Source organism: Shewanella sp. MBTL60-007, from assembly GCF_019654915.1.
Taxonomy (GTDB): Bacteria; Pseudomonadota; Gammaproteobacteria; order Enterobacterales; family Shewanellaceae; genus Shewanella.
In genome coordinates this window covers 1-25,565 of record NZ_BPET01000025.1, presented here as the reverse complement: position 1 = coordinate 25,565, position 25,565 = coordinate 1, and the positions used below count along the sequence as shown (strand labels likewise).

Sequence of the window (25,565 nt, the reverse complement as noted above, 5' to 3'; positions counted from 1 at the left end):
TTTAAAACCTAACTTTAGCGATAACAAGATCGATTAACAGCTTCCCAAATCATAAGAGGTCACTCAATGATGCAAAGACAAAGAGCAAGTTATCTATTCTCACTATTAATTATTCCCTTATTTATGCTCGCAGCATGTAGCTCTACCCCAAAAAATGATTATGACCTAAATTACGACTTTTCTCGTTTAAAGAGCTTTTCACAGCTAGCGCCCAACAAGAATAGCGACCCGCTCAGCGCCAATAGAATTCAGCAAGCGATAGCCACTTCACTTGTCAGCCAAGGCTTTGTCGTCCAAGCCGAAGACCCAGACTTTTATGTGGCCTATGGTTTTAAGGTTGAAAATAAGCCCAAAGATTCAGGTTTTTCTATTGGGCTCGGCACTGGGACCTGGGGGAGTTCAGGTGGGGCAAGTATAGGTACCAGTGTAGATGTTCCAGTTGGTAGCGATACCGCAAAAATACAAACCATACAGATTGATATTATCGATCCTAAAACCAACCAGCTTGTCTGGCGTGGAACAGATAAATTCAACTTCGATGATGGGGGTGAAGCCAAGGCGGAAGATACTAAGGCCACAGTCGCCAAAATTCTCGCACAGTTCCCACCTAAATCAGAGAAGTAAGATTCGCCATAATGAACCGAACCCCATATGTTCGGTTCATCACCATACTCTAGTTGAAAATAGCGTTACTCAAGCCTGCCAGCTATCGATGAGCATTAACCGTACGGCCTTCTGCCCAGTGTCTTAAGGCTTGCAACTTCTCCCGCATTACCACAGAAAGGGGACGGGTCTTCATCAGCTCGTCAACCAAAGCACTCTGCTCCACCTCTCGCTCCAATGCCCTCGCCGTATAGATGGCGGAGATCACAGCCTGCTCAATCTCGGCACCAGAAAAGCCCTGACTCACCTTAGCAAGCAGGGCTAAATCAAACTGCCTAGGGTCGAGCTGGCGACGCTGTAGATGAATAAGGAAGATAGCCTGTCGGATCTCGGCATCGGGTAGGTCCACAAAGAAGATTTCATCCATGCGCCCTTTACGCATCAACTCGGGTGGGAGTGCACTGATATCATTGGCTGTAGCCACGAGAAAGACATCGGACTTACGCTCCGCCATCCAAGTTAAAATGGTGCCTAAAATACGCTTAGAGGTGCCATCATCACTGCTACCACAACTTAACCCTTTTTCAATTTCATCTATCCAGAGCACACAAGGCGACATGAGATCGGCAAGCTCTAGCGCCTTACGCAGATTCTTCTCCGTTTCGCCTATGTACTTATTATAGAGCGCCGACATATCCATCTTAAGCAGTGGCCTCTGCCACATCCCAGCAACGGCCTTGGCTGCTAAACTCTTACCGCTGCCCTGCACGCCTAACAGCAAGATCCCCTTAGGTTTGTCTGCAAGCATCTGTGTCTGTGATGAAGGCGTTCTATGACTCAGCCACTGTTTAAGATTATGTAGCCCAGCCACTTGAGAGAAGTCACTGGTGTCATACTCAAAGTGCAACACACCTTGCATATCCAGTAGGTCAAACTTACCACGATTAATACTGTCTACATCCGAATGAGTAACCGCGCCATCATCGACTATCGCCTTATGGGCAAGACGCCTAGCATCGTCGAAAGTGACGCCTCGTAGATTATCAGCAAGCTTCGCCACTGCAGTGTCGTCGACATTAAGCATTACGCCTTGGCTGCGCACCTTTTCGATCTGTTCATAGACAAGATTCATCAGCTGAGCAGTATCGGGTAGAGACAGCCTAAAGTGAGCACAGTAACGTTTAATCTCTGGCGGGATTACAAACTCATGACTCACAAGCACGACTGTGTGTTGCAGGGCTTCATATTCAAGGGCGATCTCTTTCAGTAGGCGTACATTTTTCGGCGCGCCCTCGACGAAAGGATGAAAATCGCACAATACATAGATCCCCTGCTGCTTTGTAGACTTGATCTGCCCGAGGATATCTCCAGGTTCGCAATTGAACTTTTGCCTCCCCATGCCGCCATCGACCCGCATCAAGCCCTGAGTAATGCTCCAGCTAAACAGAGGCTGGTAGAGTATATTAGAGACTTTTCTTAGGAGCTCAATCACTCGGTATTCCTCATAGGTCTCTATGACGACAATCGGAGTATTTGAGCGCAATACGGCGGTGAGATCTTGAATATCTTGCATGTAAGTCCTTGAGCAAAGCTCGATTAGCCTGAGAGGGGCAAATTTCCCAAAAAGAAAAGGGACACTTAGGTCCCTTTATATCAAGTCTGGTTTAATTTGTACCAGCATAGGGCACAATTAAGCCTATTATTGCAACAGATTAATGAAATAGGTAGTTGAGCCAGCCCTGCATCCTCAAGAGCACTTTACGCATAATCGATACGTGGGCAAAGTGCTCGGTATAGATCGCGGCGTGGCCGGAAACACCTGCAGGGAAGCGGGTTCTCACCTCATCGTCCTCAAGTTTTATCAATACCAAGGCTCTGCCTCGAACCATTAAACGGCTAGAAGAAACCAAAGAACCGGATGATTGGATCTCACCTTCGGCCATTGCAGGTAAAACCTTAGCGACTTTACCTTTAAACACTTGACCTGGCGCGCCATCTAAAATCACTTCAGCTTCATCACCCTCTTCTAATCTGAGTAGAGAGTTTTGCCAAAACGCACCAACAAAAACCCGCTCTTCATCGGGAATAAAGCTCAGTAATGGTCTGAGTGGCATAGGTACGGCAACGATACCGGGCCTAAGTGCCATCTGTGTCACCATACCATCGGCAGGCGCCTTAACCACTGTTTGCTCTAAATCGAACAACGCCTTTTCAAGCTCACCTTGAATACCTGCAACCTTGGTATTTACCCCATCAACATTGGACTCATAGGCTAAGCGCACTCTTAACTCTTCAGCATTGGCCGCTGTCAGTTGTGCTTCTGACGCAAAGTAGAGTTGACGTTTATTATCAAGCTCAAGTTCCGTAAAGGGTGAGTTAACACCGCCACGTTTACGTCCCTTCTCATAACGCTCAAATGCCGACTTGGTTCTATCCCTATCGGCAGTGGCGCGAGTCACTGCAGCTTTTGCCGTTTCCCACGCAGCCTCCAGCTGGGGCACTTCAAGCTCTGCAGCTACGAGCGCCGCACGTTTTTGTTTCACTATTGCTTGAAAGGGGGTCGGATCAATTCTAAACAGTACATCGCCTTTCTTAATAGGGGTGTTTGGCTCAACCTCCACCGATACCACCACACCTCTCACAGCTGGGTTAATCGGCGTAGTCACGAAATACTCTTTCGCAAACGGCGTATAAGGGTGGTTATAGTTCATCAATAAGATAAGCGCACCGACGATAAAAATCCCGCCCAGTATTGCGGTCGGCACTGTCCACTTGGTCAGTGGGATCTTAAAGATTTTAAAGATTGCGATACAAACAGCGGTATAGGTTAATATAAGTAGTAAATCCATGTTACACCTCCTCGCTGCTGGTTTGAGAAGAAGTTGTCTGAGGATTCACGGTTTGAGAAGCCTCCATCTGCGCCAACCTTTGCTCCAGTTTTCTAACGCTTTCAGTCAATCCTTTTACCTCACTTTCCAGCACTTGCTCTTTCTCTACCACCTCTTGGAAGCCCCACCCACGGTCCTCGCGGTAAAGGGTTGCCCAGATCCACAAAAATGGCCAAATAGCATGCAGAGTGAACAGGCTCACCCAACCAGCAATATGCAGGGCGTCCTGCTGGGGATGGTTTCGTTTCTTGGCAATCTCATAGGGGATATCATGGATTGCGATCACTCCATAGAAGATAAAAATCGCAACGAAAAAAATAATTCCTAACGCAAAATAATCTAAAAACACGGTGCACTCCTTATCAAACCGTCATTACGGCAATCGAGCCTTGAAAACATTCTAGCAGCATCTTGGCAACATTAATTCGATAGTTCCATTTTTTTTGATTAAAAACCGCATATTAGCGATCATCAATTTGGCTAAGCTAAGTGATCTTGTGCACACTTGCCATTAAATCTAACCTAGAGAAATAGGCTGCACGTTACACTAAGCCAAAATAAAAATTGAAAGCCTAAAAGTCGCTTTCAAACTGTTGCAAGCTTGAAAGCCTTATCAGCCCTGCAACTAATAACAATTCCCTACAATCTAAAAAGGTAAACATAATGATAGGTACAGCTCTATCTGCAAATGCTAAGCGCGCCATGTTGCTTGGCTGTGGAGAACTGGGTAAAGAGGTAGCAATCGAGCTCCAGCGCTATGGTATCGAAGTCATCGGAGTCGACCGCTATCCGAATGCCCCCGCGATGCAAATCGCCCACCGCTCTCACGTTATTAACATGCTTGATGCCGATGCACTTAAGTCACTCATTGAGCTCGAAAAGCCCGACTTAGTAATTCCTGAACTCGAAGCCATTGCCACGCAAACTCTCGTTGAGATGGAGGCCAAAGGCGTTAATGTAGTGCCAACCGCTAAAGCCACGCAATTAACCATGGATCGTGAAGGCATACGCCGCTTAGCAGCAGAAACCTTAGCTATTCCTACGTCGCCCTACTTTTTCTGTGATACCCAGCAGGAGTTCCACGATGCCGTCGCCACTATAGGGCTACCTTGCGTCGTTAAGCCTGTAATGAGCTCTTCGGGTAAAGGGCAGAGTGTTATTCGCAGCCAAGAACAAATTGAATCTGCTTGGCTGTATGCCCAAGAAGGGGGCCGTGCGGGTAAAGGGCGCGTCATCGTCGAAGGTTTCATCGCCTTCGACTATGAGATCACCTTACTGACCATCAGTGCGGTAAACGGCGTACACTTTTGTGACGCCATCGGCCATCGGCAGGAAGATGGCGACTACCGCGAATCTTGGCAGCCACAGGCGATGTCAGATATCGTATTAGCAAAATCACAAGCTATAGGTAAGAAAGTCGTTGAAGCACTTGGTGGTTACGGCCTATTTGGCGTAGAGCTATTCATTAAAGGTGATGAAGTCTACTTCTCTGAGGTCTCACCTCGCCCCCATGACACTGGTATGGTGACCCTCATTAGCCAAGATCTTTCCGAGTTTGCTCTACATGTGCGTGCGATCTTGGGGCTGCCTATTAGTAATATCGCTCAGCACGGGCCGAGTGCATCTGCGGTGATCTTAGCCGAAGGTTGCTCGAACAATATTCAGTTCTCAGGAGTTGCTGAAGCATTAGTTGAAGCAAATACTCAACTGCGGCTATTTGCCAAGCCTGAAATCGATGGCAAGAGGCGTCTAGGTGTGGCACTAGCAAGAGATACAAATATCGACAAAGCGGTAGCGAAAGCCTTAAACGCCGCTAACAAGGTTAACGTCATCTTATAAATCAACTTACCAATTAAAAGCCTCAAACTTTTGCTAAACAGATTTAGCCTTGATTGAGGCTTTTTTTCCAACCTAATTTGGTATAAAAGCTAATTAACTCGATTACTCACTTTTCCTTGGGTAAAGCGCAACAGATTATCGACTGCGATATTGAGTAGATTCTGTCTTGCTTCAATTGTCGCCCAAGCATTATGGGGGGAAATGCTGATATTGCTGACCTTAAGTAAAGGGTTATCCGTTGCTGGCGGCTCTGTTGATAACACATCGACACCGGCAAAAGCCAACTGCCCACTTTCAAGTGCCTTTGCTAAGGCTTGCTCATCTATAAGCCCTCCACGGGCGGTGTTTATCAAGATTGCTGAGGGTTTCATCTTCTCAAGCACAACCCCATCGATCAATTTATCGGTATCTGGGGTTAATGGGCAGTGCAGCGAAATAATATCTGCTTGAGCAAATAACAACTCTCGCTCTACCCAACAGCAGCCTTGAGGTAGATCTATTTTAGGGTTACGGGTATTTACCAGTACGTTCATTCCAAAAGCTTGACCAATTTGTGCGACCACTTTACCGATATCGCCAAAACCAATTAAGCCTAAGTACTTACCTTTTAGTGATTGCAAAGGCGCAAGGGTAAAACAGAAATCCTGCGACTCGCTCCAGACTCCGCGCTTCACCGCCTCGGAATGTATGGCTACCTGCTGCGTGGCATGAAGGATATGGGCAAAGACCATTTGTGCAACCGCATCGGGACCATAACCCGGTACATTAGTTACCACGACATCTAACTCTTTCGCGGCATTAAGGTCCACGACGTTGATTCCTGTGGCGAGGATACCGATATATTTAAGCTGAGGCAGTTGCTTTAATATCCCTGCATCTAGCAAAGTCTTATTGGTAAAAATAATCTCTGCATCCTGACTGCGAGCTAATATCTCTTCCGGAGCGCTGCGCTCATAAACGTTTAACTCTCCAAATGCCTCTAACGCTTGCCAATCTAGATCGCCAGGATTTAGCGTATATCCATCGAGTACCACAATTTTCATAAAACGGCCTTTTAAAACTTCAAGCTGGCACCAATATTGGCTTGCCCCTGCCACATAATGTCTGACTGAATATTCCACAGGCAGCCATCATTACCACAGAACAAGGAATTATCAGCATTGATAAAGGTGGCATAGCCCTTCACTTCGGCAAACAGTGAAAATGTCTCGGTGGCCTGATACTCAATACCACCACCAATTGCCACAGAGAAGCGCGTCTCATTAGAGTATGCTCCGCCTGGGCGCATATTGGTTAAACCTAGGCTAGTGGTAACATAAGGCTTCACACCTTGCATTGGGAAGTAGAGACTCCCCCCCACGTGAAAGTAATCCACATCCATCGAGGTGATGACTTTAGGGCTGAAATTATCGCCCGTTTTTAAATCCGTCCCCTGATGGCTATAAAGTAGATAAACATTACCGGGATCTTTTGTGGTAAATCCAAGCATTACGCCATAATTTTGCGATTCGGCTACTTTGACCTGTCCTTTATCTTCAGTCTCAGTACTCGAGATATCAAACTCGCTCGCACCGAAGCTATACCCCCCGAACGGCGCAACATAAACTTCTGCCATCGCTGGTAAAGTACAAAATGAACCCAGTAATACTGCTAAGCACCTTTTCATAGTATGTCCCTATAGCCTTATCGTTGATATGTTATTAACGCATGCCTCTATCACTCTTTACCCTATCATAAGCGGCTTGAATATCTTGCGCTTTTGATTTGGCGATTTCCATCATTTCAGCAGGCAAGCCCTTAGCAACTAACTTATCGGGGTGATGTTCATTCATCAGCTTTCGATAAGCTCGCTTGATATCCTGATCAGACATCGACTCAGACACGCCTAGCAGCTTATAGGCGTCTTCAACCGAGGTCTGCTGATCCTTGCCGCCATTGCGGTGAAAATTAAATTCAGCCTGCCAACGTGCAAGTAAGTCATCTAGCTGCTTTTGGCTAAAGCCAAGTTCTTTGGCGATGATAGCCAGAATTGAAAGTTCTTTTTGATCTAACTCAGCATCGACAAGCGCCGTTTGAATTTGGATCTCCAAAAACATCTGCAGCAGCTCTTTACGGCCCATGGAGATCAGCCTAAAGGTTTTTAAGCAGGCATAGATATCAAAGTCAGCCTCTTTACCCTCTCTAAACGCTGCCTGCGCATCGGCTCTTGCCTGTCCACTTAACTTAAGCTGATCCATCAGCGAAGTCGCCATACGAATATCGTTTTGGGTCACTTGCCCCGATGCTTTAGCCACATGGCCCATCACCGCAAAGGTGGTATTAAAAAATAGCGCTTGGCGCTTACCAATTCCACTAAAGCCAGCCTTCTTACTCTGCTTTCGGTCATACATATGACCCAGCCAAAGCCCTAGTATTGCGCCGGCTAAACGACCAAACATAAACCCAATGATGAAGCCGAAAACCTTACCCCAAATACGCATTATCTAACCTTTTTTGTTTCACGTTTTTCAATGTGTGCTAGTCGCTCAATCGTGCCGACATCGCACCAATAGTGATTATAATGACAGCCCGACACCAAACCATCAGCCATAGCCTGACGAAGTAGTGGAGCCAAGGCAAATGCCCCTTCGGGCGTATCTTTAAATAATTGAGGGTGATAAACCCCCATGCCCGAAAATGTCAGCTTCTCACTGCCAACATCGGACACTTGACTACCTTGTAACGAAAAGTCTCCGTTTGGATGCTGCACTGGATTATCCACTAGCCAAAGATGGGCCAGTTTATCCGATTCCAGTGCCGCAATAGCTGGCAGTTCATCAATAAAAATATCACCATTAATCACCAAAAATGGTTCATCACCTAACAGACTTAACGCCTGCTTTATGCCGCCCCCGGTTTCTAAGGCCGATGTTTCTTCACTGTATAGGATACTGACCTGCCACTGGCTGCCATCGCCTAACCTCTCAACCAACTTGTGGCCTAACCAAGCGTGATTAATCACTATCTCATTGAAGCCTGCTGCGGCGAGCTTTTCAATGTGATAAACAATCAAAGGCTTTCCAGCCACCTCAACCAAAGGCTTTGGCAGAGAATCAGTTAATGGTCGCAGGCGTTCACCCCGCCCCGCCGCTAGAATCATAACCTTCATTTATAACCCTTCACTGTTAAGATCACCTTTAACCTTCACCGCCGGAATAATCACCTCTGCTATCCACTGACTCAAGGGCTGCAGCTCGCTATAACGGCCAGCAATATCACGGATATACTCGAGCGTCAGCGGAATGTCTGCCATATAGGCTGGTTTACCATCACGATAATTAAGCCGAGCAAATATACCCGCCGCTTTTATATGTCTCTGAATACCCATCAAGTCGAACCAGCGCTGATATTGCTCAAAGCTCACACTTGAGTCTATCTGTTTAGCCTCTAAGCACTGGTTATAGTGCTGATGCATTAAGACCTCTACCTCATCATCAGGCCAACGAATGTAGCAGTCTCGCAAAAGTGAAACCGCATCATAGGTCACAGGACCTATCACAGCATCTTGAAAATCGATCACCTTAAGCTGCTCATTTTGTAGCATGATATTGCGGCTATGGTAATCACGATGCATACCAACTTGTGGCTGCGCTAAGGCATTATCAACTAATACTTTAAACGGTGCTTCCGTATGGCTTAGCACTAACTCTGGCGCTAACTCAAGATGATGCACTGCTAACCACTCGGTAAAGATGTTGAGTTCCCGTATCACAAACTCAGCGTCATACTGAGGTAATTCTCCAGCTTGAGTGTGAGTCACTTTTGCAATGTCTTTGAGTAACAGCAATGCTTGAGAATAATACCGCTGTAAAGTCGCTTTATTGAGTACAGATAGCAGCTGTACATCACCGAGGTCGCTCAGTAGCATAAGGCCTTGGTTTTTATCACTGGCGATCACTTGCGGAACGGCTATCCCCTGCTTCGAATAACTATCAGCTAATTGAATAAAGGGGCTAATATCGATAAGGTTAGGCGGAGAGTCGACTACAATATAAGACAGATTATTCACCGTAACTCTAAAGTAGCGTCTGAAACTTGCATCGCCAGATATTAGCTGTGGAGATACATTTCCATTAAAATACTGGTTTAGCCATGCATTTAACTGAAGAAATCTAGGATCTGACAAGGGCACCTCATGGCTCTTAAGAAGAAATTGCTTTATTATAACGACAAAATGGAAACAGCTAAGCACTTGAAAAAAATTATTTGGCTGAGTTGCCCAGGAAAGGGTCAACTTCCTCCTCTTCACCGTCCAGACTAAGAAATCATAATTAATTGACCTAAGATGCAGATCCGTTATTTTTTGGCCTTGTGCCTGCTTCCCCAATTAGTCTTAGCAGACGAAACCGAAACTGTTGCCGAAACAAGCTCACAGTGTATTGTTGAGCCTCCAGTAAAGCCCTATGTACCACTCTACGAAGGTAATAGTGCAGAGGATTTAGCACGGATCTATATTAGCTCCGATCGTTCTTCGGCGCAGATGGGCAAACAAGCAACCTTCAGTGGCGAAGTTAACTTCAGTCAAGGTGGGCGTAACATCGCCGCCGATGAGGCAATTCTCAACCAGGAAGCGGAAGAGCTTCAAGCCAATGGTAACTTAGTCTTCCAAGACGAGATATTCACGGTTACCGCCGACTCCTTAGTTGCTAAGATGCGTAGTAACAGTGCTGTCTTAAGTGGCGCTCAGTACTGGCTCACTGGACAACAGATCCATGGTGATGCAGACAGACTCGAAATCACCAAAGAGAATAACCTGCTGCTATCGGGCACTAACTTCACCACCTGTCCAGGTAAAGATCCAGATTGGTTGCTTGAAGCTGACCGCATCAAGATTGATAGTACCGAAGAGTGGGGAGAGATTTGGGACGCTAAGATTAAAATAGCGGGCGTGCCTGTGATGTATGTGCCCTATATGACCATCCCTGTCTCGGATAAGCGTAAATCTGGCTTCCTTTTTCCAACATTTAGTACCAGTACCACCAATGGCGTGGAGGTTGCGACCCCTTATTATTGGAATATCGCACCAGAATATGACTTAACCTTCACCCCCAACTATATGTCGGCGCGAGGTCTATACACCAAAACCGAATTCCGATACTTGGCCGGAGAGAAGCAACAGGGGCAGCTGAACTTTGAGTACCTTGCCGACGATGACAAGCTGGTCAATAGCCCAGACAGATACCTGTATCACTGGGAGCACAGTGGTGCCATCAATAAAAACTGGCGCGTACTGGCGAACTATACCGATGTATCGGATAACAACTACTTTAACGACTTGAACTCCGATGTGCAGAGAGCGACTGACAACCAATTAACTCGTATTGGTGAGATCGCCTACTTTGAAGAAAATTGGGATTTCAGTGCTCGTGCGCAAGATATTAAGGTGCTTGGTGAAGAGGAAAAACCTTATCAGGTCATGCCGCAGTTTACCTTTAACTACCGCGCTCCAAGTTATTGGCACGGTTTAGACTTCAATCTATACAGTGAAGCGACAAACTTCGAGCATCAAGATAGTGAGTACTCTACGGCGACTCGTGTGCATCTTGAGCCAAGCATCTCTTATCCAATACATGGCCCAGCGGGTTCTTTCACCAGTGAAGTCAAGCTTCTCCAAACTAACTATTGGCAAGATGACAACTCTAACCTAGCGGAAACAGATCTTGCCGAACGCGTCAATCGTACCCTGCCTCAGGTACGACTCCATGGTCAGATTAACTTCGAGCGCTTCACAGACTATTTCGATACCAACTATCGTCAAACACTTGAGCCTCAATTCCAATACCTGTATGTAGGTTATGAGGATCAATCTGATATCGGCATCTACGATACCGCTCTATTGCAAGAGGATTATAATGGTCTATTTAGAGATCGTCGCTTCTCGGGTCTAGATCGTATTGCCGATGCCAATCAGTTTACCTTAGGTTTGACCACCAGACTCTTTAACGAACAAAACCGTGAAGTATTTAAGTTCAGTCTTGGTCAAATTATCTATATAGAGGATAGCCGTGTCGGTATCCATGATGTTAATGGCACCAGCGACACCTTTGTGCAGGAGAACACCTCCAACTCTGCCATCGCAGCGGAATTAACAACTCAACTGTATTCAGACTGGTTCTTAAGCGGCTCGATTCAATATGACGCTAAAGAGAGCGAAAATAAGAAGAGTGAGGTAACTGTCGACTATCGTCCAGGTACCAATAAGCTGCTACAGGCGAGCTATCGCTATGTACCCGATCTGCTCAACACTAACACCAATGAGTCGGTGGACATTAAGCAGTTAGGTTTTCGTGGTGCTTGGCCAATTAATGACAACTTATATTTAGTGGGTAACTGGTATTACGACCTCAATGAAAGCCGAGCGGTAGAGACCTATACAGGTTTTCAATATGAATCGTGTTGTTGGGCGGTGCGTTTGAGTTATCATTACCGCATTAAGACCAATTATATTGACGAAGATAATCCAGTACAGGATACTCGAGAGCTATTTGAAAGCGGGATCTACCTAAACTTTATCATCAAAGGACTCGGTGGTTCAGGCCCATTAGGGGTGTCAGATATGCTCAATGACGGTCTATTTAACTACCGTAAGCCGCTTTATTTGAAGAATTAGCAAACAAATAACGTAAAGAAATGCTGAACCTAGCTGACGACATGCAGTCAAAGCAGGACTATAGAATCATTAATGCGGTATGCAAGTGCCGCAGATGACACTCAATAAATGCCAAGGACTTTAGTGGATGAAACGCTGTAACCAATTGATTTTTGCTCTTTTTACATTGGCAATGAGCCAGACAATTCAAGCTGCGCCAGTACCACTCGATCGCGTAACCGTGCAGATAAACGAAGGGATCATTTTAGAAAGCGAAGTTGCGGGAATGGTTAAGACCATTAAGGCTAACGCAGCCAATGCGGGGCAAAAGTTGCCCTCAGATACTGCGCTGCGCACTCAGGTGATTGAGCGTTTGATCTTAACCCGCCTACAGCTACAGATGGCAGATAGAATCGGTCTACATATTGGTGACTTACAACTAGACCAAACTATCGAAAACATCGCTAAAGAGCAGAAGATGACTGTCGAGCAAATGAAGACGGAAATCGAGAAAGATGGCACCACCTTTGCTCAATACCGTGAACAGCTTCGCGAAGAGATCACCCTAGGTGAAATCCAACGTATTCAGGTTCAGCGTCGTATTCAAGTGTCGACACAAGAGATCAATAACCTCGTTAAGCTTATTAATGAACAAGGGCTTAAGGATGTTGAGTTCCAGATTGGTCACATCCTAATTGACGTACCAAGCGAGGCCAATAGCCAACAGCTTGATGCTGCAAGCAAAAGAGCTTCGGCGGTAATGAAACGACTAAAAGACGGAGATGACTTCAGAAGCATCGCAATTGCAGCATCTTCTGGCCCTAAAGCACTTGAAGGTGGTATTTGGGACTATATGAACATCAACGAAATGCCCACTTTATTCGCAGAAGTAGTCGGCGATGCTAAAACTGGTGATATCATAGGACCAATTAAGAGCGCGTCAGGCTTCCATATCATCAAGATTATGGATGCCCGTGGACTACAGACGAAAGAAGTGGAAGAGGTTAAATCCCGTCACATTCTGCTTAAGCCATCGCCAATTCTTTCTGAAGAGCGTGCTAAGAGCATGATGGACAGATTCCTTGCTCAAGTTAAATCTGGAGAAGCTAAGTTTGAAGACTTAGCCCGTCAATACTCTGAAGATCCAGGTTCAGCAGCTAAAGGCGGCGAGCTCGGTTGGGCAGATCCAAATATTTATGTTCCTGCTTTTGCGCAAGAGCTCAATAGCCTTAAAGTCGGTGAGTATAGTGAGCCTTTCCGTTCAACTCACGGCTGGCATATCGTTCAATTAGAAGAGAAACGCACAACAGACGCGACCGATAAGTTTAATACCAATCGAGCTCACCAGCTGATCTATCGTCGTAAGTTTAATGAAGAGTTACAAAACTGGTTAGATGAGATGCGCGCTGAAGCATTTATCGATATTTTCGAGCCAGAAACGAACCGAGGTTAATACTATTGTGACTAAACGCATTGCCATCACGCCGGGCGAGCCGGCGGGTGTCGGCCCAGATTTAGTGATACAACTAGCTCAGCAGGCTTGGCCTGCTGAGCTAGTTGTTTGTGCTGATCCAGAACTGTTACTGTCTCGCGCCAAAAAGCTGGGCCTCACTATTCAGCTGCGTCCGTATCAACCAAACCAGCCACCTAAGGCTCAAGAAGCAGGCACACTCACGATTGTGCCGTTTACTCTGGAAGCTGAAGCGGTTTGTGGACAGTTAAATGAAACCAACAGTGCCTATGTCGTTGACACATTAAGATTTGCCGGCGAGAAAAACATGATTGGCGAATTTGATGCTGTGGTAACAGGCCCGGTTCATAAAGGCATTATCAACCAAGCTGGTATTCCTTTTAGCGGTCACACCGAGTTTTTCGCCAATCAGGCTAATTGCCAAGATGTGGTGATGATGCTTGCAGCCCCTGGTTTACAAGTGGCGCTTGTTACGACACATATCCCATTAGCTTACGTATCAAAAGCCATTACCCGTGATCGCCTGCATCAAATCGTCAAAATCTTACACAAGGATTTAGTCGAAAAGTTTGCTATCGAGTCACCACGGATCTATGTGTGCGGTCTAAACCCTCACGCAGGGGAAGATGGCCATTTAGGCACAGAGGAGATCGATACCATCATCCCAGCACTCAATGAGCTGAGAGAACTCGATATGGATATCATCGGCCCACTACCAGCCGATACTCTGTTCCAACCTAAATACCTAGAAGATGCTGACGTCGTACTCGCCATGTACCACGATCAAGGACTTCCAGTACTAAAATCTAGAGGGTTTGGCAGTTCAGTCAACATCACTCTAGGATTACCCTATATAAGAACCTCGGTCGACCATGGTACGGCCTTAGAGCTTGCAGGCACAGGCACTGCCGATATCGGCAGTTTCGTCTGCGCATTAAATAAAGCCATTGATTTGGCAGCAAAGAATTAGTGATAAAAATTACCTCATGAGCAATAAAGTACATTTAGGCCATACGGCCAGAAAACGTTTTGGACAGAACTTCTTAACCGACGAGAATGTGATTAACCGCATCGTTGGTGCTATCTCACCTGATAACGATCATGTCATGGTAGAAATTGGTCCTGGTCTGGCTGCATTAACAGAGCCTGTGGCTACTAGCATCGATAAGCTTATCGTTGTCGAGTTAGATAAAGATCTTGTTGAGCGTTTACAAGAGCACCCAGTGCTCAAAGATAAGCTTGAGATCCATCAAGGTGATGCGCTCAAGTTTGACTTCAAGCAACTAGTGCGTGAAGACAAGCAGATGAAGGTGTTTGGTAACCTACCATACAACATCTCAACTCCGCTGATGTTCCACCTATTTGAATTTGCTCAGCATATTGAAAACATGCACTTTATGCTGCAAAAAGAGGTCGTTCTACGTCTATCAGCAGCGCCAGGCACCAAAGCCTATGGGCGCCTAACCGTGATGGCACAATATCACTGCCAAGTAATGCCTGTGCTTGAAGTGCCACCGGGGTGTTTCACCCCGCCACCAAAAGTAGACTCAGCAGTTGTGCGCCTAGTACCGTATAAAGATAAGCCTTGGCCATGTAAAGATGTTGAGCTGCTTAGAAACTTAACGACGACTGCATTTAACATGCGCCGTAAAACGCTGAGAAATAACCTTAAACAGTTATTATCAGATGAAGACTTTGCCGAACTAGGCATCGATGCGACACTTAGACCTGAGCAGATCCGCGTTGACCAATATGTGGCGATGGCTAACCATGTTTTCGATAAGAAAGCATCGAGTTAATCAAATAGGTTTCTCTCTAAAGGGCAGTTAACTGCCCTTTTTTTATACCTTTTTAATAGATTATTACCTGTTAATTCAGCAACAGTCCATTTAAGATGAAAGTATGATCTACGCACAATCAAATTAACTGCATCTTTTAGGGGGCGATATGAGTCAAATAGCATCATCTGTATGTGTCGATGTCAAAACATCATATATTGAAACCCAGTCCGCACCGGACGAAGATAAGTACCTGTTTAGTTACACCGTAACCATCTCCAATTTAAGCAATGAAGAGATCACTCTCAAGAGCCGCCATTGGTGTATTACGGACGCTAATGGCCGAAAAAGCCAAGTGCATGGTGCAGGTGTTGTAGGAGAGACTCCGACGATAAAACCCAATAGTAGCTACGAATATACCAGTGGCACCGTACTCGAGACGCCACTGGGCGTAATGGAGGGCAGTTACACTATGGTCGATAGCCGCGGTAATGAGTTTAAAGCGCCAATATCACCCTTTCGTTTATCCACCCCCGGTTTACTTCACTAAAGCAAAAATCATATCTAGGTAAAAATGGCTAACTATTTTGTAGGCGATATACAGGGCTGTTTCGAGGAGTTAACCCTGCTTCTCAATAGAGTCGACTTTAACCCCTCAAAAGACTGCTTATGGGCAGTGGGTGATCTTGTCGCACGGGGCACAGGCTCTCTGGAGACCCTGCGCTTTTTTAAATCACTATCGGGTTCGGCAAAGGTAGTCCTTGGTAACCACGACCTACACTTACTGGCAATTCATGGCAAGTTAAAGCGCGCTAACCCTAAAGATAACTTAAGCGCCTTACTCGCCGCCGACGACATCAATAGCATTATCGATTGGCTAAGACTTCAACCCCTCTATCAGGAGTGGCCCGAGCAGCGACTCCTGATGAGCCATGCAGGCGTACCTCCACAATGGGATTTGACAGCCCTGCGCAGCGAAGCGGATAGAGTATCTCAGACGCTAAAGTCAAAGGATTATCTAGAGGAGTTAATCAGTGAAATGTACACCAACGATGTTGATGACTATCACTCAGATTTAACTCAGCTTGAGAAGCAGATCTATTGCATTAATGCCTTAACCCGCATGCGCTATCTTAAGGATGATGGGCGCTTAGATTTTGACTGTAAGTCACCAATTCAAAACTGCAATCACGCCAACTTGACGCCTTGGTTTAATGTTAAATCTAACATTCCACCTGACTACACATTAGTCTTTGGCCACTGGGCCGCGATTATGGGACAAACAAACCATGTGAATCGATTAGGTTTAGATACAGGCTGTTGCTGGGGAGAATATATGACCCTATGGCATTTTGAATCGAACCAAAAAATCACTCAAGAAAAATTAAAAGACGTTAAAAGAAGTTAAAAAAGAGTTAAACTATCGCTGAATTTGGCCGATAAAATATTCGATTGGCATGTCAGGCGGATGCTGTGACTTGGATAAAAATAATAAAAATGGAGCTCCTATGAAGTTAAATGTAGCCACCAGGGTGATCGCAGGATTTACGGTAGTCACATTACTACTGATCGTCCTAGGCGCAGCATCTTGGTTAACTAACAACCAGCTAAAGAGCAGCACACAAGTTCTACAAGAGCTCAGCTTACCAGCGCTCGAGTCGAGCAGTTTACTGTCACAAACTATCTCCGAGCAGGAAAAGCTGATCTTAACTGCCTATCACAGCGCTAATGCAGGTGAGATCCCTCAAATCAACGCTCAATATTCTGCCGCGAGCCAGACCTTTGAGTCAGAGATTACCAAACTGGCCAGCTTAGTCAGTAATAACTCCGAATTAAACTCCGTCATTCGGACTCTTGAGGGGCAATACTCTCAATTCAATGCCGCCAGTAAAGAGATGATAGCTATTCATGAAGCTGCGCTAACCACAGCCAAGCAGATTAGCAGTCAATATGACGATGTGGAAATTGCCGTCGATGACAGTGCGTCTTTATTACTAGATTTAATCGATCTAGAGATGAGTGAAGATCTGGTTGAACAGGAGATTGCAGCGACTGCAAGTACGCTAGAGCTGAGTTTTAGTAACATCGCGAGCACCAGTTTCGACCTTGTTCGCAGTACAGACAAGGCCAAGTTCGATATCATCTCAAAAGAGCTGGACTATATTGTTAGTGACACTAAGAGCAAAGTAGATTACGTCACTAACCATTGGGATGGTGTTGTCGAGAGCGATCTTATTGAAGAGCTCAACAGTGAAGCGACTAACGTATTTACCATGGTTCAAGGTAAGAATTCGTTAATTGCACTAAAACGCAAAGAGATAGAGCATAATATTCGCGCAAAGACTTTACTTCACGATGTGGAACTTGCTGCGGGCAATGTAAATCAACAAATGAAGGCGCTAACAACGAACATCGAGTCGATCTCTCGTGACATTAGCAGCAGCGCCATCGCGAATATCGACAACGCAAGTATGCGTACGATTCTATTAATGACGGTTGCAATTCTTGTCGCCATTATCGTCAGCATCGCAGTTGTGCGCCCACTAACCCGCTCTCTCGATAAAATCAACCACGCGCTAAACGTGTTGGCCTCAGGAGATCTAACCCATAAATTAGACGATTCGGGCCACGATGAGTTTGCTAAACTATCGGCCAACTGCAATAAACTAGTTGATAGCCTACGTAGCCTTATTCAAGGCATTTTAGAGCGCTCCGATCAACTCGCGGCCGCAGCCGAAGAGACTTCGGCAATCACGGCTCAAACGACTGTAGGCATTCAAGAACAGAAGAGTCAGGTCGATCAAGTGGCCACTGCAACGACCCAGCTCAGCTCGAGTGCCCAGCAAGTCACCGTTAGCGCCGACGAAGCGCTAAGTCAGATAAAAGCCGCCGATGATGAAAGCCAACATATGCGACTCATGGCTGATGAAAACAAGCGCACCATTCTAGCGCTCGCCGATGAAGTGGCTAAAGCCAGTGTGGTGATTAATAAAGTCCACGCAGATAGCGCCTCTATCGGCTCAATTCTCGATGTGATCCGCGGTATTGCTGAACAGACAAACCTACTTGCTCTTAACGCCGCAATCGAAGCGGCCCGCGCCGGCGAGCAAGGCCGTGGCTTTGCAGTGGTAGCCGATGAGGTTCGCAGTCTCGCATCGAGAACCCAAGACTCAACCCAAGAGATCCAGCAGATGATCGAGGTGCTACAGAAGGGCACGCAAGAAGCGGTTGCAGTAATGGACCTAGGAAGCTCTCAGGCGAGTTCTTGCGTTGAAAAAACAGAGCAGGCTAACATTGCCCTAGAGAGTATTAGCGAAGCTGTACATCGCGCTCATGACTCAGGAACCCATATTGCTCATGCAGCACAAGAGCAGAACCTAGTTAGCCAGCAGGTCTCAGAAAAGCTTGAGCATATCGCCGCTATTTCGGAGGAAACCTCTACCGGAGCCGACCAAACGGCGCAGTCGAGTCATCAGGTCGCTCAATTAGCCGAAGAGCTACAAGCCTCGGTTAAAGAGTTTAGAGTTTAACTTACCCGATTGAGACGCTTAACCCGTTAAGCAGAAGTTTAATATAAAAAAGAGGCGCTATAGTTAGCGCCTCTTTTCTTTGGCTATTAAAAGCCGTAAATCAGCTAAAAAAATACTGGGACTCGCCCAGTAATTTTAAATTCGCTTTGTAAGAGCTTAACTGCCTGCAATACGCTCTTTAATGGCCGCTGTGATTTCACTGCTACCATGGCCGTTGCTTTCAGCCCAGGCAACGATGCTCTGCCCATCAGCTTCCGCTTGGTTTAAATCTGAAGCAGGAAGACGCTTAGCGACAAAGGTGCCAACCTTATTAGAACCACTCTTTAAAGCCGTTCTCAATAAACTATCGCCACCGCAGGAAACACCGCTATAAATGTTACGTAACTTTACTCTGCTCTCTTTTAACTTCTTACGAAGACGGTTTTTGTCATCGGCCTGCACATAGTTACAGATGTTTGCAGCCAACTGGTCTTGATTAGCTAGCGCAGTTGATGGAACAGAAATTGAAGATGCCACTATCAGTGTAGCGATGCTCAGGGGTAACAGACGCATCAGACACTCCTTATTTTTTAGTTTTTATTTAGAAAAGTAGCGCTATTTAGTAGCTTGCTTTCTCTTTATCTAGGGTACTAAACAACCCTCTGAATTTAACACTTTTTTACCAATTTGATAAAGCTATATTCAACACCTTTATCATTTTTTGCAACATCTCGAGAAACTTCTTGCCAGCTACCATCGTCCCACTTCGGAAAATAGGTGTCCCCATCGACTGTTAGGGCTATCTCGGTGAGATAGAGAATATCAGCCTGAGGCAACAACATTTCATACAGTTGCCCACCTCCCATCACGACCAACTCTTCGCAGTCTCCGGCAGCGATTTTCGCTTCATCAAAACTGCTTACACGAGTAACACCTTCAATCACTAAATCTTCCTGACGGCTTATCACGATATTATGGCGCCCAGGTAGCGGCCGCCCTATCGACTCATAGGTCTTTCGGCCCATCACCACAGGCTTGCCTAAAGTCATGGCTTTAAAGTGGCGTAGATCTTCAGGAAGATGCCATGGCATTTGGTTGTCTTTACCAATAACACGGTTATTTGCCATCGCGGCAATCATAGCTATTTTCATGATACTTCCCTTTATTTCTGTGATGTTAGCGTGCAATCTAGCAGCCCACTAACATGCTGTAGGCTTAATAAAATTTAGTTATTTAATGACAGGGCGAGAGCGGAAATAGAGTAAGCTTGGCATTGCTAACCCGACCGAAAGTGCACCTAAAATAAATACAGTCTTAAGACCGTTACTCACCACTTGATAGATAAGCTCTGGACTCATATCTGCTTGTGCGGTCAGCTGCACTAGGCCGATGACGGTATTAAATGCGTAGGTGCCCGGGATCATCGGAATTATTGCAGCAACAGCATACATTAATGGCGGGGCTAAATGCTTCTTCGCAAATGCTATCGTGACTATGCCCACCAAGGCTGCCGCTAAAAAAGTGGCCCACTCAATTGGTAAACCAAAGCTTAGCCACATAGTTCGGCTACCATGACCCATAGCTGCCGCGATTGCACAGTAGGGCAGGAATCGGCGCGGCACATTAAACACCATGGCAAAGCCTATTGCTGGAATAGCAGAGAAAATCGCATCGTTGAGCATAGTTAAGATCAGCGACATCATCAGAACAAGCCGCCTATCTGCATGGCAATGGTGATACCTATCACCGATGCGACTGTTAGCAAGGTCGCATGCCCCCAGCGGGAGATCCCCACATTTAAGTGCCCTTTGACCATATCTGAAATAGAGTTAATCATCGGAAAGCCTGGTACCAGCATCAACACGCTCGCTGCCATTGGCAGTTTAGGGGTGTCTGTCAAATCAAACTGATAACCCATTTGTGCAATAAGGGTCGTCACAAAGGCGGTGACGCTAAAATTAAGTAGAAGATTAAAGTGACGCTTGGCAATAGACAAACGCACGAACATGCCGATGGCCGAAGCGAGGAAAGTAATAAAACAAGCTGCTAAATCACCACCAAACAAGTGGCAAAAACTGGCACATGATAAACCTATCATAGGCACAACAAACTTGGCAGGATAAGTCTTGGGCTCAATACGGCCGACGCGTTTACGCACTTCGGTCAATCCATAGATCCCTTTTTCGGTCAGCAAGCAGATCCGCTGCAATTCGCAAACCACGGTCATATTGATACCATGTTCACGAATTCGTCGAGTCGTTGTGATACATCGACCGACTGAAAGACTGGTTAAAACGAGGGAGTTGGAGGAGATGGAGATCTCCACACTTTCTAAACCTAAGGCGTGGCCTAGACGCTGAGTGATCTCTTCAACGAGTTCTGATTCAGCGCCATAGGCAAGCAGAAGTTGAGCAACTCTAACGACTTGACGAGTAATGTCATTTTGCGTTGTAGCGTACACCTTGTCTCAACTTCCTCTTATCGTATCAATTATCTTTGATAGATAATTTCAACATCGTAATCATCATCATCGAAGTCATCGTCAAAATCATCGTCATAATCTTCATTGATCGATTCATTTGCTTTCTGATGATAATTATCCCACTTAAATTCAACTTCTGCGTCGGCATCCGCTTCCTCTTCAGGAGGTAGAGAGTCGATAAAGTCGAGTAATTTAAGGGCTAGTTCGGCAGTACCTTCACGGTTATAAGCTGAAATGGTATAGACATCGCCATCCCACTCTAGCTCTTTAACGATATGATCGATTCGCTCCTGAAGCTCTTCTTCAAGCATCAAGTCCGCTTTGTTAATCACCAACCAGCGTGGCTTAGATGCAAGCTTAGGTGAATGCTTCTCTAGCTCACCTACGATTGCACGAGCAGACTCCACTGGATCGCTACCATCGATAGGCTCAACATCTAAGATGTGTAGCAATACACGACAACGCTCTAAGTGCTTTAGAAACTGAACACCTAGGCCTGCACCATCGGCAGCCCCTTCGATCAGACCTGGAATATCCGCAATAACAAAGCTCTGACCCGGTCTTGGGTTAACAACACCTAGGTTAGGAACTAGAGTTGTAAATGGATAATCAGCTACCTTTGGCTTAGCCTTGGAAACCGAACGAATAAAGGTCGATTTACCCGCATTTGGCATGCCTAGCAAGCCCACATCGGCGAGTAGAAGCAGCTCAAGCTTAAGGCTACGAACTTCACCGTCTGTACCTAAGGTTTTTTGTCTTGGCGCACGGTTAGTACTGCTCTTAAAGCGAGTATTACCTAAACCATGGAAACCACCTTTAGCCACAAGCAATTTCTGCCCATGAGTGGTTAAATCACCTAGTGCCTCTTCGGTATCGTTGTCGATAGCGCGCGTACCAACTGGTACTTTAAGGATCAAGTCTGCACCACCGTGACCAGTACAGTCACGACCACGACCATTCTTACCGCGCTCGGCGATATGAAAACGTTCAAACTGATAGGTGATCAAGGTATTGAGGTTTTCATCGGCTTGTAGATATACACTACCACCGTCACCGCCATCACCACCGTCAGGACCACCATCTGGAACATATTTTTCGCGTCTAAAGCTAACGCAACCACTGCCACCATTACCGGCTTCTACACGGATAATAGCTTCATCGACAAACTTCATACCAACTCCTGGCACCATAGAATGAAAGAATTATACTCTTAACGATTCTAGTCGCCAAAACACAATTTACTTAATTTAAAAAAAACAAAGCCCCACCAATGGCGGGGCTTAGTATCAATCTTTGCGAAGCGAAAGATTAATCTTCGATGCTAATGAACTTACGGTTCTTAGGACCTTTAACTTCAAACTTCACTTTACCATCGGTAAGAGCGAATAAAGTGTGGTCACGGCCAACACCTACGTTTACACCAGCGTGGAATTTAGTACCACGTTGACGAACGATGATGTTACCAGCAAGAACTGATTCACCGCCAAAGCGCTTTACACCAAGACGTTTACTTTCTGAATCGCGGCCGTTACGAGTAGAACCGCCAGCTTTTTTATGTGCCATGAGTTAGACTCCTAATTAAGCGTTGATAGCTGTAATTTTAACTTCGGTGAACCACTGACGGTGGCCCATCTTCTTATCGTGGTGCTTACGACGACGGAACTTAACAATAGTTACCTTCTCCGCACGGCCGTGGCTGATAACTTCAGCAACAACCTTACCACCTTCAACTAAAGGTGCACCAACGTGTACAGTTTCACCATCAGCAACCAAAAGAACTTGGTCGAATTCGATAGTTTCGCCTGTAGCGACTTCTAATTTCTCTAAACGAACTGTATGGCCGGCTTCAACGCGATGTTGCTTGCCGCCACTTTGAAAAACAGCGTACATAGCTATTTTACTCCGATATTTCTAACACGCCGCTCAAAACATATTTGTTTGATGCAGGGGTGCTATAAAAGCTTTAATGACAATGGTCGCGGAGTTTACGCTAAGAAGTAGCCGCTGACAAGTCTTAATTAACTAAGAATAAAAAAAGACCCAAATAACTCTCACAATCTTCTACAACTACTGTCTTGTGCCGCAAATTTAGGTAGAATCCAATTATTATAACATTTAAGCCTTAATTGAGCTGCTTATGTTAATCGGCAGCCAACAAAACCAGAGCCTACTTATGGATTTAAACGCCATTCGTCAATTGGCTGATAGCGACATGCAAGCTGTCAATCAACTGATCTATAAACAACTAGAGTCAGACGTTGCCCTCATTAATCAACTTGGGTTCTACATTATTAACGGCGGTGGTAAACGCTTACGACCTCTGCTCTCTATTCTAGCAGCTCGCGCCATCGACTATAAAGGTGATTCTCACCTTAAATTGGCCGCAATCATTGAATTTATCCATACAGCATCACTTTTACATGATGATGTTGTTGATGAATCGACCCTACGTCGTGGTAGAAAGACAGCCAATGCACTATTTGGTAATAGTGCTAGTGTGCTAGTGGGGGACTTCCTCTACACCCGCTCTTTCCAAATGATGACTGAGCTGAAGTGTCTAGACGTACTTGAGATCCTTGCCGATGCGACCAACGTACTCGCTGAAGGTGAAGTGCTACAGTTAATGAACTGTAATGATCCAGACACCACTGAAGACAGCTATATGCGCGTCATATACTGCAAAACAGCAAAACTATTCGAAGCCGCCACTCGTCTTGCTGGTTTACTGGCAGACAGCCCAATTGAAGTACAAGATGCACTAGCCGACTACGGTAAGTATTTAGGCACAGCATTCCAGTTGACCGATGATCTACTCGACTACACAGCTGAAACTGAAGAGTTAGGCAAAAATATCGGTGATGACTTAGCCGAAGGCAAGCCCACTTTGCCGCTTATCTTTGCTATGGCAAATGGCAGTGACACAGAAAAGGCCTTGATCCGTGAGGCTATTGAGAAAGGTGACGGTACCGAGCACATCGAGATTATTCTAAGTGCACTTAAGAGCTGTGGTGCTTTAGAATACACTGAAAAGCGGGCCATAGAAGAGTCTGACAAGGCGATTGCAGCCCTTGATATCATTCCTGATTCTGACTATAAAACTGCATTGATCTCACTGGCTAAAATCGCCACACAGCGCAGTCACTAATCACATGAGATCGCAATATAAGCGATAAAACAAAAAAGGGAGCCTAAGGCTCCCTTTTCAATTGCTGCCTGCGTGGGCAGCTCATATAGACTACTTAACGAAGTCTATACCTAACTGAATGTCTGCTTTTAGTGTATCTAGCATAGCGTCACGTGCATTAGCTTCAAATGCACTCACTTCGCCATAAGCCAATACTTCTTCAACACCATTTTTGCCTAGTACAACAGGTTGTGCGAAGAATTCAGCGTGCTCACTGCCGCCATCAACGTACGCGCACTCTACAACGTTTGCTTCACCCTGTAAGCCACGCACAAGTGATAGACCAAAGCGACATGCCGCCTGCCCCATTGATAGTGTCGCACTGCCGCCGCCAGCTTTAGCTTCAACCACTTCAGTACCCGCATTCTGAATACGTGTCGTCAGCGCAGCAATTTCTTCATCGCTAAAGCTCACACCTTCTACCTGTGAAAGTAGCGGCAGGATAGTCACACCGCTGTGACCACCAATAACCGGAACCTTAACGTCTGCTACGTTCAGGCCTTTTGCTTCTGCAACGAAGGTTTCTGAACGAATGACATCAAGTGTCGTCACACCAAATAGGCGGTTTTTATCATAGACACCCGCTTTTTTAAGCACTTCAGCTGCAATCGCTACAGTAGTGTTAACCGGGTTAGTGATGATACCGATCAAGGCTTTTGGGCAAGAGGTTGCGCACTTTTCAACTAAGTTACGTACGATGCCAGCATTGATATTAAATAGATCTGAACGATCCATTCCAGGCTTACGAGCAACACCCGCCGAGATAAGTACTACGTCAGCACCTTCTAAAGCAGGAGTTGGATCTTCACCAGCAAAACCTTTTACTTCTACCGCAGTTGGAATATGGCTTAAGTCAACCGCAACGCCAGGGGTAACTGGAGCGATATCATACAGCGACAATTTAGAACCCGCAGGTAATTGAGTTTTTAATAGTAGGGCGAGAGCCTGGCCAATACCACCAGCAGCACCAAGTACAGCAACTTTCATAATGTTCTCCGTTAATCCTCGGATTTTTGTGATTTAGATCCATTTTTATTTTCCCGCAACAGTACTGGATTCACAACAAAAATACAATTATCCCTTAGTCGTGTTCCATATAATCTAGAACGCTAATATAGGTAGCAACATTCGGAAACCGAGTAAGAGTCAGGCCTGCAGAAGGAATGCAAGAATACATTAGCAG

The 25,565-nt window shown here is 45.8% G+C and carries 26 protein-coding genes; 10 read left to right on the top strand and 16 right to left on the bottom strand.

Annotated elements, in window-relative coordinates:
- The first annotated feature begins 66 nt into the window (after positions 1-66).
- Entirely contained in the window at positions 67-624 is a 558-nt protein-coding gene (locus K5Q92_RS11205; RefSeq protein WP_220769091.1) for a DUF4136 domain-containing protein, read from the top strand.
- An 82-nt stretch (positions 625-706) separates the two neighbouring features.
- Here K5Q92_RS11205 and K5Q92_RS11200 read toward each other — a convergent pair whose 3' ends face one another.
- The 3 genes from K5Q92_RS11200 to K5Q92_RS11190 all read right to left on the bottom strand — a co-directional run bounded on the left by K5Q92_RS11200 (position 707) and on the right by K5Q92_RS11190 (position 3,840).
- Positions 707-2,176, bottom strand: a complete 1,470-nt coding sequence (locus K5Q92_RS11200; RefSeq protein WP_220769090.1) for an AAA family ATPase — start codon at positions 2,174-2,176, stop codon at positions 707-709.
- 139 nt (positions 2,177-2,315) lie between these two features.
- On the bottom strand, positions 2,316-3,452 hold the full coding sequence (locus K5Q92_RS11195) for an HlyD family secretion protein (protein ID WP_220769089.1): 1,137 nt from the start codon (positions 3,450-3,452) through the stop codon (positions 2,316-2,318).
- 1 nt (position 3,453) lies between these two features.
- Positions 3,454-3,840 (bottom strand): DUF3302 domain-containing protein, encoded by a 387-nt coding sequence (locus K5Q92_RS11190; RefSeq protein ID WP_220769088.1) that lies wholly within the window; start codon positions 3,838-3,840, stop codon positions 3,454-3,456.
- A gap of 314 nt (positions 3,841-4,154) precedes the next feature.
- Between K5Q92_RS11190 and purT the strand changes: the two genes are divergently transcribed.
- Positions 4,155-5,330, top strand: coding sequence for a formate-dependent phosphoribosylglycinamide formyltransferase (purT, locus tag K5Q92_RS11185; RefSeq protein WP_220769087.1), 1,176 nt, complete (start codon positions 4,155-4,157; stop codon positions 5,328-5,330).
- Positions 5,331-5,419: 89 nt separating this feature from the next.
- Here the strand turns inward: purT and K5Q92_RS11180 are convergent, their stop codons facing one another.
- The 5 genes from K5Q92_RS11180 to K5Q92_RS11160 are packed head-to-tail and all read right to left on the bottom strand — an operon-like array spanning position 5,420 to position 9,501.
- Positions 5,420-6,373, bottom strand: coding sequence for a D-2-hydroxyacid dehydrogenase (locus K5Q92_RS11180; RefSeq protein WP_220769086.1), 954 nt, complete (start codon positions 6,371-6,373; stop codon positions 5,420-5,422).
- An 11-nt stretch (positions 6,374-6,384) separates the two neighbouring features.
- Positions 6,385-6,996, bottom strand: a complete 612-nt coding sequence (locus K5Q92_RS11175) for an outer membrane beta-barrel protein (RefSeq protein ID WP_220769085.1) — start codon at positions 6,994-6,996, stop codon at positions 6,385-6,387.
- Positions 6,997-7,030: 34 nt separating this feature from the next.
- Positions 7,031-7,810 (bottom strand): co-chaperone DjlA, encoded by a 780-nt coding sequence (gene djlA, locus K5Q92_RS11170; protein WP_220769084.1) that lies wholly within the window; start codon positions 7,808-7,810, stop codon positions 7,031-7,033.
- A complete protein-coding gene (gene murU / locus K5Q92_RS11165) occupies positions 7,810-8,478 on the bottom strand; it encodes an N-acetylmuramate alpha-1-phosphate uridylyltransferase MurU (protein ID WP_220769083.1) in 669 nt (222 codons plus the stop codon). The genes djlA and murU overlap by 1 nt, the downstream gene beginning before the upstream one ends.
- Positions 8,479-9,501: an aminoglycoside phosphotransferase family protein gene (locus K5Q92_RS11160; RefSeq protein ID WP_220769082.1), complete on the bottom strand. Its 1,023-nt coding sequence runs from the start codon at positions 9,499-9,501 to the stop codon at positions 8,479-8,481.
- A 153-nt stretch (positions 9,502-9,654) separates the two neighbouring features.
- Between K5Q92_RS11160 and lptD the strand changes: the two genes are divergently transcribed.
- From lptD to K5Q92_RS11125, 7 genes are all read left to right on the top strand, one after another.
- Positions 9,655-11,979 (top strand): LPS assembly protein LptD, encoded by a 2,325-nt coding sequence (lptD, locus tag K5Q92_RS11155; RefSeq protein WP_220769081.1) that lies wholly within the window; start codon positions 9,655-9,657, stop codon positions 11,977-11,979.
- A 127-nt stretch (positions 11,980-12,106) separates the two neighbouring features.
- Positions 12,107-13,411, top strand: a complete 1,305-nt coding sequence (gene surA, locus K5Q92_RS11150) for a peptidylprolyl isomerase SurA (RefSeq protein ID WP_220769080.1) — start codon at positions 12,107-12,109, stop codon at positions 13,409-13,411.
- Between the two features lie 4 nt (positions 13,412-13,415).
- Positions 13,416-14,399 carry a 4-hydroxythreonine-4-phosphate dehydrogenase PdxA gene (gene pdxA, locus K5Q92_RS11145; protein WP_220769130.1) on the top strand — a complete coding sequence of 328 codons (984 nt, stop codon included), beginning with the start codon at positions 13,416-13,418 and terminating at the stop codon, positions 14,397-14,399.
- A gap of 16 nt (positions 14,400-14,415) precedes the next feature.
- Entirely contained in the window at positions 14,416-15,228 is an 813-nt protein-coding gene (gene rsmA / locus K5Q92_RS11140) for a 16S rRNA (adenine(1518)-N(6)/adenine(1519)-N(6))-dimethyltransferase RsmA (RefSeq protein WP_220769079.1), read from the top strand.
- A 148-nt stretch (positions 15,229-15,376) separates the two neighbouring features.
- Entirely contained in the window at positions 15,377-15,757 is a 381-nt protein-coding gene (gene apaG, locus K5Q92_RS11135) for a Co2+/Mg2+ efflux protein ApaG (protein WP_220769078.1), read from the top strand.
- A 24-nt stretch (positions 15,758-15,781) separates the two neighbouring features.
- Positions 15,782-16,615, top strand: a complete 834-nt coding sequence (locus K5Q92_RS11130; protein WP_220769077.1) for a symmetrical bis(5'-nucleosyl)-tetraphosphatase — start codon at positions 15,782-15,784, stop codon at positions 16,613-16,615.
- A 100-nt stretch (positions 16,616-16,715) separates the two neighbouring features.
- The gene (locus K5Q92_RS11125) at positions 16,716-18,737 is read left to right on the top strand and encodes a methyl-accepting chemotaxis protein (protein ID WP_220769076.1); all 2,022 of its coding nucleotides are present in this window, start codon (positions 16,716-16,718) and stop codon (positions 18,735-18,737) included.
- Between the two features lie 156 nt (positions 18,738-18,893).
- On the opposite strand, the gene K5Q92_RS11120 is transcribed toward K5Q92_RS11125, so the two are convergent.
- The 7 genes from K5Q92_RS11120 to rplU all read right to left on the bottom strand — a co-directional run bounded on the left by K5Q92_RS11120 (position 18,894) and on the right by rplU (position 23,088).
- Entirely contained in the window at positions 18,894-19,289 is a 396-nt protein-coding gene (locus K5Q92_RS11120) for a DUF3718 domain-containing protein (RefSeq protein ID WP_220769075.1), read from the bottom strand.
- 95 nt (positions 19,290-19,384) lie between these two features.
- Positions 19,385-19,867 carry a type 3 dihydrofolate reductase gene (gene folA, locus K5Q92_RS11115; protein WP_220769074.1) on the bottom strand — a complete coding sequence of 161 codons (483 nt, stop codon included), beginning with the start codon at positions 19,865-19,867 and terminating at the stop codon, positions 19,385-19,387.
- 78 nt (positions 19,868-19,945) lie between these two features.
- Positions 19,946-20,419, bottom strand: a complete 474-nt coding sequence (locus tag K5Q92_RS11110) for a threonine/serine exporter family protein (RefSeq protein WP_220769073.1) — start codon at positions 20,417-20,419, stop codon at positions 19,946-19,948.
- The gene (locus tag K5Q92_RS11105) at positions 20,419-21,177 is read right to left on the bottom strand and encodes a threonine/serine exporter family protein (protein WP_220769072.1); all 759 of its coding nucleotides are present in this window, start codon (positions 21,175-21,177) and stop codon (positions 20,419-20,421) included. The genes K5Q92_RS11110 and K5Q92_RS11105 overlap by 1 nt, the downstream gene beginning before the upstream one ends.
- A gap of 29 nt (positions 21,178-21,206) precedes the next feature.
- The gene (cgtA, locus tag K5Q92_RS11100; RefSeq protein WP_220769071.1) at positions 21,207-22,370 is read right to left on the bottom strand and encodes an Obg family GTPase CgtA; all 1,164 of its coding nucleotides are present in this window, start codon (positions 22,368-22,370) and stop codon (positions 21,207-21,209) included.
- Positions 22,371-22,506: 136 nt separating this feature from the next.
- A complete protein-coding gene (gene rpmA / locus K5Q92_RS11095) occupies positions 22,507-22,761 on the bottom strand; it encodes a 50S ribosomal protein L27 (RefSeq protein ID WP_202720595.1) in 255 nt (84 codons plus the stop codon).
- A 15-nt stretch (positions 22,762-22,776) separates the two neighbouring features.
- On the bottom strand, positions 22,777-23,088 hold the full coding sequence (rplU, locus tag K5Q92_RS11090) for a 50S ribosomal protein L21 (RefSeq protein WP_028765847.1): 312 nt from the start codon (positions 23,086-23,088) through the stop codon (positions 22,777-22,779).
- Between the two features lie 283 nt (positions 23,089-23,371).
- Between rplU and ispB the strand changes: the two genes are divergently transcribed.
- Positions 23,372-24,343, top strand: coding sequence for an octaprenyl diphosphate synthase (gene ispB, locus K5Q92_RS11085; protein WP_220769129.1), 972 nt, complete (start codon positions 23,372-23,374; stop codon positions 24,341-24,343).
- A gap of 90 nt (positions 24,344-24,433) precedes the next feature.
- On the opposite strand, the gene mdh is transcribed toward ispB, so the two are convergent.
- A complete protein-coding gene (mdh, locus tag K5Q92_RS11080; protein WP_220769070.1) occupies positions 24,434-25,369 on the bottom strand; it encodes a malate dehydrogenase in 936 nt (311 codons plus the stop codon).
- Between the last annotated feature and the right edge of the window lie 196 nt (positions 25,370-25,565).

Coding starts and splice junctions, on each gene's coding strand:
- K5Q92_RS11205 (WP_220769091.1), top strand. CDS start 67: ATGATGCAAAGACAAAGAGCAAGTTATCTATTCTCACTATTAATTATT.
- K5Q92_RS11200 (WP_220769090.1), bottom strand. CDS start 2,176: ATGCAAGATATTCAAGATCTCACCGCCGTATTGCGCTCAAATACTCCG.
- K5Q92_RS11195 (WP_220769089.1), bottom strand. CDS start 3,452: ATGGATTTACTACTTATATTAACCTATACCGCTGTTTGTATCGCAATC.
- purT (WP_220769087.1), top strand. CDS start 4,155: ATGATAGGTACAGCTCTATCTGCAAATGCTAAGCGCGCCATGTTGCTT.
- K5Q92_RS11180 (WP_220769086.1), bottom strand. CDS start 6,373: ATGAAAATTGTGGTACTCGATGGATATACGCTAAATCCTGGCGATCTA.
- K5Q92_RS11175 (WP_220769085.1), bottom strand. CDS start 6,996: ATGAAAAGGTGCTTAGCAGTATTACTGGGTTCATTTTGTACTTTACCA.
- djlA (WP_220769084.1), bottom strand. CDS start 7,810: ATGCGTATTTGGGGTAAGGTTTTCGGCTTCATCATTGGGTTTATGTTT.
- murU (WP_220769083.1), bottom strand. CDS start 8,478: ATGAAGGTTATGATTCTAGCGGCGGGGCGGGGTGAACGCCTGCGACCA.
- lptD (WP_220769081.1), top strand. CDS start 9,655: ATGCAGATCCGTTATTTTTTGGCCTTGTGCCTGCTTCCCCAATTAGTC.
- surA (WP_220769080.1), top strand. CDS start 12,107: ATGAAACGCTGTAACCAATTGATTTTTGCTCTTTTTACATTGGCAATG.
- rsmA (WP_220769079.1), top strand. CDS start 14,416: ATGAGCAATAAAGTACATTTAGGCCATACGGCCAGAAAACGTTTTGGA.
- apaG (WP_220769078.1), top strand. CDS start 15,377: ATGAGTCAAATAGCATCATCTGTATGTGTCGATGTCAAAACATCATAT.
- K5Q92_RS11130 (WP_220769077.1), top strand. CDS start 15,782: ATGGCTAACTATTTTGTAGGCGATATACAGGGCTGTTTCGAGGAGTTA.
- K5Q92_RS11125 (WP_220769076.1), top strand. CDS start 16,716: ATGAAGTTAAATGTAGCCACCAGGGTGATCGCAGGATTTACGGTAGTC.
- K5Q92_RS11120 (WP_220769075.1), bottom strand. CDS start 19,289: ATGCGTCTGTTACCCCTGAGCATCGCTACACTGATAGTGGCATCTTCA.
- folA (WP_220769074.1), bottom strand. CDS start 19,867: ATGAAAATAGCTATGATTGCCGCGATGGCAAATAACCGTGTTATTGGT.
- K5Q92_RS11110 (WP_220769073.1), bottom strand. CDS start 20,419: ATGATGTCGCTGATCTTAACTATGCTCAACGATGCGATTTTCTCTGCT.
- cgtA (WP_220769071.1), bottom strand. CDS start 22,370: ATGAAGTTTGTCGATGAAGCTATTATCCGTGTAGAAGCCGGTAATGGT.
- rpmA (WP_202720595.1), bottom strand. CDS start 22,761: ATGGCACATAAAAAAGCTGGCGGTTCTACTCGTAACGGCCGCGATTCA.
- rplU (WP_028765847.1), bottom strand. CDS start 23,088: ATGTACGCTGTTTTTCAAAGTGGCGGCAAGCAACATCGCGTTGAAGCC.
- ispB (WP_220769129.1), top strand. CDS start 23,372: ATGGATTTAAACGCCATTCGTCAATTGGCTGATAGCGACATGCAAGCT.
- mdh (WP_220769070.1), bottom strand. CDS start 25,369: ATGAAAGTTGCTGTACTTGGTGCTGCTGGTGGTATTGGCCAGGCTCTC.